The 6,115-nt window shown below is 69.3% G+C and carries 4 protein-coding genes; 1 reads left to right on the forward strand and 3 read right to left on the reverse strand.

The window, feature by feature from the left end; all coding sequences use genetic code 11:
- Positions 1-107: 107 nt before the first annotated feature.
- Complete coding sequence (locus INE98_RS05405) at positions 108-1,124, forward strand: NAD-dependent epimerase/dehydratase family protein (RefSeq protein WP_293537207.1); 1,017 nt, start codon at positions 108-110, stop codon at positions 1,122-1,124.
- Positions 1,125-1,145: 21 nt separating this feature from the next.
- On the opposite strand, the gene INE98_RS05410 is transcribed toward INE98_RS05405, so the two are convergent.
- The 3 genes from INE98_RS05410 to INE98_RS05420 form a co-directional block, all read right to left on the reverse strand.
- Positions 1,146-2,987, reverse strand: a complete 1,842-nt coding sequence (locus INE98_RS05410) for a phosphoenolpyruvate carboxykinase (GTP) (RefSeq protein ID WP_293537208.1) — start codon at positions 2,985-2,987, stop codon at positions 1,146-1,148.
- 129 nt (positions 2,988-3,116) lie between these two features.
- Positions 3,117-5,270 carry an AGE family epimerase/isomerase gene (locus INE98_RS05415; protein WP_293537209.1) on the reverse strand — a complete coding sequence of 718 codons (2,154 nt, stop codon included), beginning with the start codon at positions 5,268-5,270 and terminating at the stop codon, positions 3,117-3,119.
- Between the two features lie 10 nt (positions 5,271-5,280).
- Positions 5,281-6,051, reverse strand: a complete 771-nt coding sequence (locus tag INE98_RS05420; protein ID WP_293513861.1) for a competence/damage-inducible protein A — start codon at positions 6,049-6,051, stop codon at positions 5,281-5,283.
- Between the last annotated feature and the right edge of the window lie 64 nt (positions 6,052-6,115).

Consider the following 6,115-nt stretch of genomic DNA (forward strand, 5'->3'; position numbering starts at 1 on the left):
GGCCCTCCGGGTCGTTTCCAACCGTTGACGACAGCGGCTCGGCGAGAGCGCATGCGGAGAGGTCCGGCCAGGCGGCGGAGGGGCGCGGGTCCCGGGAGAGCATTCTCATGATCCTCGTCACAGGTTCCGCAGGCTTCATCGGATTCCATGTCGTTCAGGCCCTGCTGGACAGGGGAGAGGTTGTCGCAGGCCTGGACTGCATCAGTCCCTACTACGATCCCCGGTTGAAGCTGGCGCGGCTCAGCCGGCTGGAGGCCCGGCCGGGCTACCGCCATTTCCGGGTCGACCTCTCCGACCGAGCTGCGACGGCGGAGGTGTTCCGGACCGTGCGGCCAACAGGAGTGGTGCACCTCGCCGCACAGCCTGGCGTCCGCTACTCGCTCGAGCATCCCGAAGCCTACGTCGATTCAAATCTGGTCGGCTTTCTCAGCGTGCTGGAAGGTTGCCGGGCGATATCACCCGACCACCTTGTCTTCGCCTCCACCAGTTCGGCCTACGGGGCCAACGCGACCCTGCCCTTCTCGCCCCACCAGCCGGCCAACCACCCCCTGACCCTGTATGCGGCGACCAAGTTGGCCAATGAGTCCATGGCGCACGCCTACGCTCACCTGTTCGGCATTCCCTGCACGGGCCTGCGGTTCTTCACGGTCTATGGACCCTGGACCCGACCGGACATGGCCCTCTACCGGTTCGCAGACGCCATCGTCGCCGGCCGTCCCGTTGACGTCTATGGGCAGGGCCGCATGCAACGCGACTTCACCTATGTGGATGACATTGTCCACGGTGTGATCGCCGCGCTGGACCGACCCGCTGCGCTGGACCCGCAATGGCGCGCCGAGTCGCCCGATCCCGCCACGAGCGGTGTCGCGCCCTGGCGGATCCTGAACATCGGAGCCGGGACCCGGGTCGAGCTAATGACCTACATTGAGGTCCTGTCCGAAGCCCTTGGCCGGCCCGCGAACCTGAACCTTATGCCGATGCAGCCCGGTGACATCGTCCGGACGGAGGCGGATATCACGGACACCGCCGCCGCCCTTGGATATGCGCCGACTACGCCGGTGGAAGTCGGCGTGCGCCGATTCGCCGACTGGTACTGCGAGTATCACGGCGTCACCCGGGACTGAGCCCGGACGACGGGCTGGCGGCTATTCGGCCACCATCTCCGCGGCATGGGCGGCCTGGAGCCGGCCCTCAAGGGCCTTGTGCTGCCGCCAGAGTTCCTGAGGCAGCCGCTCGCCGAAGGCCTCATAGGCCGGAGGAATGAGGGCCGCCTCCTCCGCCCAGACCGACGCATCGACAGTCAAGAGAAGGTCAAGGTCCGCCGCCGACAGGCTAAGCCCGGACAGGTCCAGCGCCGCGGCCATCGGCACACGGCCAATGGGAGTGTCCTGGACTGAGGCGCGGCCCGCCAGGCGCTCGAAGATCCACTTCAGTACCCGGGAATTGTCGCCGAAGCCCGGCCAGACATACCGACCGGTGGAGTCCTTGCGGAACCAGTTCACGAAATAGATTCGCGGAAGCTTGGCGGCGTCGCCCTTCTCGCCGATCGACAGCCAGTGCCGGAAGTAGTCGCCCATGTTGTAGCCGCAGAAGGGCAGCATGGCGAAGGGATCGCGGCGTAGCTCGCCGATCCGGTTCTCCGCCGCCGCTGTCCCCTCGGAGGCCACGTTTGAGGCCAGGAAGACGCCGTGCGCCCAATCGAAGGCCTCGGTCACCAGCGGCACGGCGCTGGCCCGGCGGCCGCCGAACAGAATGGCCGAGATCGGCACGCCCTTCGGGTCCTCCCACTCGGGGGCGATCACCGGGCACTGGCTGGCCGGAACCGTGAAGCGGGCGTTGGGGTGGGCGGCGGGCTCGCCCGACCCCGGCGTCCAGGGCCGGCCCTTCCAGTCGGTCAGGTTGGCCGGGGGAGTCTTCGTCAGGCCCTCCCACCAGACGTCTCCATCGTCGGTCAGGGCGACGTTCGTAAAGACGCAGTTGGCGTGCAGGGAGGCGACCGCATTGCGGTTGGTCTCATTGCCCGTCCCGGGCGCCACGCCGAAGAAACCGGCCTCGGGATTGATGGCGTAGAGCCGGCCGTCATCGCCGAACCGCATCCAGCAGATGTCGTCACCGACGGTCTCGGCCTTCCACCCGGCAAGGGTCGGCTGGAGCATGGCCATATTGGTCTTGCCGCAGGCGCTGGGGAAGGCGGCGGCGATGTAGCGGACTTCGTTCTGGGGCGAGGTCAGCTTGAGGATGAGCATGTGCTCGGCCAGCCACCCCTCGTCCCGAGCCATGACCGAGGCGATGCGCAGGGCGAAGCACTTCTTGCCCAAAAGGGCGTTGCCGCCATAGCCTGACCCGTAGGACCAGATCTCCCGGGTTTCGGGATAGTGGACGATGTACTTCTCGGGATTGCAGGGCCAGGGAACGTCCGCCTGCCCGGCGGCCAGGGGCGCGCCGAGCGTATGCACGGCGGGCACGAAGAAGCCGTCCTCCCCGAGCTGTTCCAGCGCCGGCTTGCCCATCCGGGTCATGACCCGCATCGAGATGGCGACATAGGCGCTGTCGGTGATCTCGACCCCGATCTGGCTGATCTTCGAACCCAGCGGCCCCATGCTGAAGGGGCAGACGTACATCGTCCGGCCGCTCATGCAGCCGTCGAAAAGGCCCGCCATTTTCTCCCGCATCGCCACGGGATCGGACCAGTTGTTGGTCGGACCGGCGTCGATCTGTTTCTCGGAGCAGATGAAGGTGCGGCTCTCGACCCGGGCGACGTCGCCCGGATCCGAGGCGGCATAGAAGGAATTGGGACGCTTGGCCGGGTTCAGGCGCTTCAGGGTGCCTTTCGCCTCGAGCTCCCGGGTCAGGGCGTCCCACTCCGCATCCGATCCATCGCACCAGTGAACCCTGTCCGGCCGGGTCAGGGCCGCGATCTGCTCGACCCAGGCGATCAGTCGGGTGTGGCGGGTGGGTGCGGGGTGAATGCCGGGGGTCGCAGTCATCAGTTCAACTTCTCCGAGCCGTGGCGGCGGTTGGGGGAGTCGGTCGGGGACGCGGGACTCGCGCCCTCGTAATCAACCTTCCGTGAAAAGGCGAGCGCGGGAACGGGCCTCTCGTCCAAAAAACGTCACTTAAGCGGAAAGTGCTGGGGATTGTTCCTCAAGCTGCCGGATGGCGCCCACGATATGGTAGAGCGAGGTCGCCGGCGCACCCCCGGGAGCGAATCCTCCGGTCGGCCCCTGGCGATCGCGCCACAGTCCCCGCACGGGCGTTTCGAGATACCGCCGCAGCCCCGATGCGGCCTGGAGGGCCTCCTCCGTCTCCCCGAGAGCCAGGGACGACTTCAGGTACTCCGTCTGCGGCCACAGCCGCGCCCAGCCGTCCCGGACCGTCAGGTCCTCCCACAGGGCGTTGACGGCGCAGGCCCGGCGCGGGTCCACGCCCTGCCGGCCGGTCTCATGCAGGGCCCGGGCCGCCAGCTGGCCATCCGCCCGTCCCCGGGCCCGGCCCCAGCGGTCCAGCAGCCAGGCCCACTCGAACTGGTGGCCGGGTTCCACCAGGCGGCCGTCATCACCTCCGGCCCGCCGCCAGTCGGCGTCGAAGAATTCCGACAGGACTCCGCGGTGGTCGATGAAGGCGCCGAGGGCCAGCTCTGCAATCTCGTCGGACAAGTCCCGCCAGTCCGCCTGCCCCGCCTCCTCCCACGCCAGGGAGGCCTCCAGCAGGTGCATGTGCGCATTCGCCTGGAACGGTTGGTCTCCCGACTCCCGGAAGCCGCCGGCCGGGTGCCTCAGGGCCTCCAGACCTTCGCGCATGCGCTGCGCAAGGGCCAGGGCCTCTGCGTCCGACTCTGCGGCCTGGCTCAGGCTCGCCAGCCCGAGCAGGGCGAAGGCCTGGTCATAGACATGCGGGGTGTCATCCAGAGGGCGTCCGTCCAGTCCCACCAGGCAGCGGATCAGGCCGTCCGGTCTCAGGAAATCGCGGGTCAGGCCATTCAGGCCGTGCCGGACCGCCTCCCGCCAGGGTCCGCTCCAGCCCATCATTCCGGCCTGGGCGAAGCTGAAGATCATCCGTCCCTGGACCCGGCCGCGCCGGGGCGCCGGCTGGGGCAGGCCCTCCTGGTCGATGGCCTCCACAAAGCCGCCCCGTTCGCGGTCGGCGCCGAGGGTCCACCAGACCGGAAGGGCGGCGGTCCTCAGCCAGAGCCCGAACCACGCCGCGGCCGAAGAAAGGTCCGGAAATCCGGCGGGCCCCCGCGCCTGCAGCCGCTCCACGCCCCTTTTCACCGCCTGGCTGTCCGAGAGGGGCGCCACCAGGACCCGGGCGCCGTCGGCCACCACGGCGACGCCCGACAGGCCCACCACCACCGCTTCGGCGCCTCCGTCGGCGCGGATGTAAGAGCCGGTCACCCCTTCGGCCTCGACGCGGCCCTCCTGCCGGTTACCCGCCCCGTCCCGGTCCGAAAGCGCATGGACGGCGTCCCAGGCGCCGACGTCCGACCAGGAAAAGTCCGCTGGGGCGACCATCGCGCGGCTGGTCTTCTCCATGACGGCATAGTCGATCGAGATCTTCGGAGCCGTGCGGAACACCTCGCCCAGCAGCCTGCCATCGCCGGGTCCCGTGGCCGTCTCCACCGCCGCCTCGGCGGCCTCCAGGACCTCCGGCGCCAGGCGACCGAGCTCATAGGCCAGGGTAGTGGCCGGGACGATGAAGTTGCCGCTGTTCCACAGGCAGCCCTCGGCGATCAGGGCGGCGGCGCGGGCCGCGTCCGGCTTCTCGATGAAGGCGTCGACCGTGCGCACGCTCTCGCCGCGCCCGGCCCGGATGTAGCCATAGGCGGTGGAGGGGAAGGTCGGCGCGATCCCCAGGGTCACGATCCGCCCCGCCCGCGAGAACGGCGCCGCCCGGACTACGGCGTCGCGGAAGGCCCCGCCGTCGGGGACGTGATGGTCGGCGGCCAGCACTACCATCACCGCTTCCTCGTCCCTCCGGAGAAGGTGGATGGCCGCCGCAGCCATGGCGGGGGCGGAGTCCCGGGGTTCCGGCTCCAGCAGGACATCTGCGGACAGGCCCAACTCGGCCAGCTGTTCACGGATCAGGCCGCCATGGTCGGCGCCTGCGATCACCAGCAGGGGGCCCAGGGGCGCCGCCCTCTGCGCCGTTTCCTGAAAAAGCGTCAGGGACCCTCCCAGGACCCGGGCGAAGGGCTTGGGACGCTCCGGCCGGGACAGGGGCCACAGGCGCACCCCCGATCCGCCGCACATGATGACGGGGTAAAGGCTCACCGGTCGCGGCTCAGGCGGGCTCGACCTCGCGGACATTCGCGATGCCCGCGGCCCGGAGGGCGGCGATCAGCTCGCCGACGGTGGCCGACAGCTCGGCCTCATCACGGCTGCGCAGGACCAGATTCGATCCATAGAGCCCCTCGGTGAAGAAGGGATAGCTGCCCAGGCTGAGGTTCGGGTGGGCCTTGGCCACCGCCTCCAGGGGTCCGGCGATGGCCCCCTCGCCCGAGCCCTCGACCCGCACAGTGCGCGACAGGACCACCGCGCCCGAGCGCAGGCGCGGCCCCACATCCTCCAGCATGCCCCGCATGATCTGGGGAACCCCGGCCAGGACGAAGACATTGCCGATGGTGAAGCCTGGCGGTCCCTGCACCGGGTTGTTCACCAGCGCCCCGCCCACCGGCACCCGGGCCATGCGCCGCCGCGCGGCGTTCATCTGATCGCCCCATCGGGACTGCATCATGGCCAGGATGTCCGGATGCTCTTCCAGCTCGACCCCGAAGGCCGCCGCCACCGCATCAGCGGTGATGTCGTCATGGGTCGGGCCAATGCCGCCGGTGGTGATCACATAGTCGTAACGGGTGCGCAGGGCGTTCAGAGCGTCGACGATCTCCTCCAGCACGTCCGGCACGGTCCGCGCCTCGCACAGGTCCACGCCGTGGACGCCCAGGTACCGGGCGATATCTCTCAGGTTGGTGTCCTGGGTGCGGCCGGACAGGATCTCGTCCCCGATGATCAGCACCGCCGCCGTCACCACGCCGTCTCCGCCCGGGCTGCCCATGTCCGCGTCTCCGTTTCCGGCGAACATCTATCGGCTCGGGCCCGCCTTCCCTATCCCCGGCTCA

This window comes from Phenylobacterium sp., assembly GCF_020253645.1.
In the GTDB taxonomy this organism is placed as follows: domain Bacteria; phylum Pseudomonadota; class Alphaproteobacteria; order Caulobacterales; family Caulobacteraceae; genus Phenylobacterium.

Bases quoted from the DNA above. Each gene is read 5' to 3' on its own strand.
- INE98_RS05410 (WP_293537208.1), bottom strand. From the start codon at position 2,987: ATGACTGCGACCCCCGGCATTCACCCCGCACCCACCCGCCACACCCGA.
- INE98_RS05420 (WP_293513861.1), bottom strand. From the start codon at position 6,051: ATGGGCAGCCCGGGCGGAGACGGCGTGGTGACGGCGGCGGTGCTGATC.
- INE98_RS05405 (WP_293537207.1), top strand. From the start codon at position 108: ATGATCCTCGTCACAGGTTCCGCAGGCTTCATCGGATTCCATGTCGTT.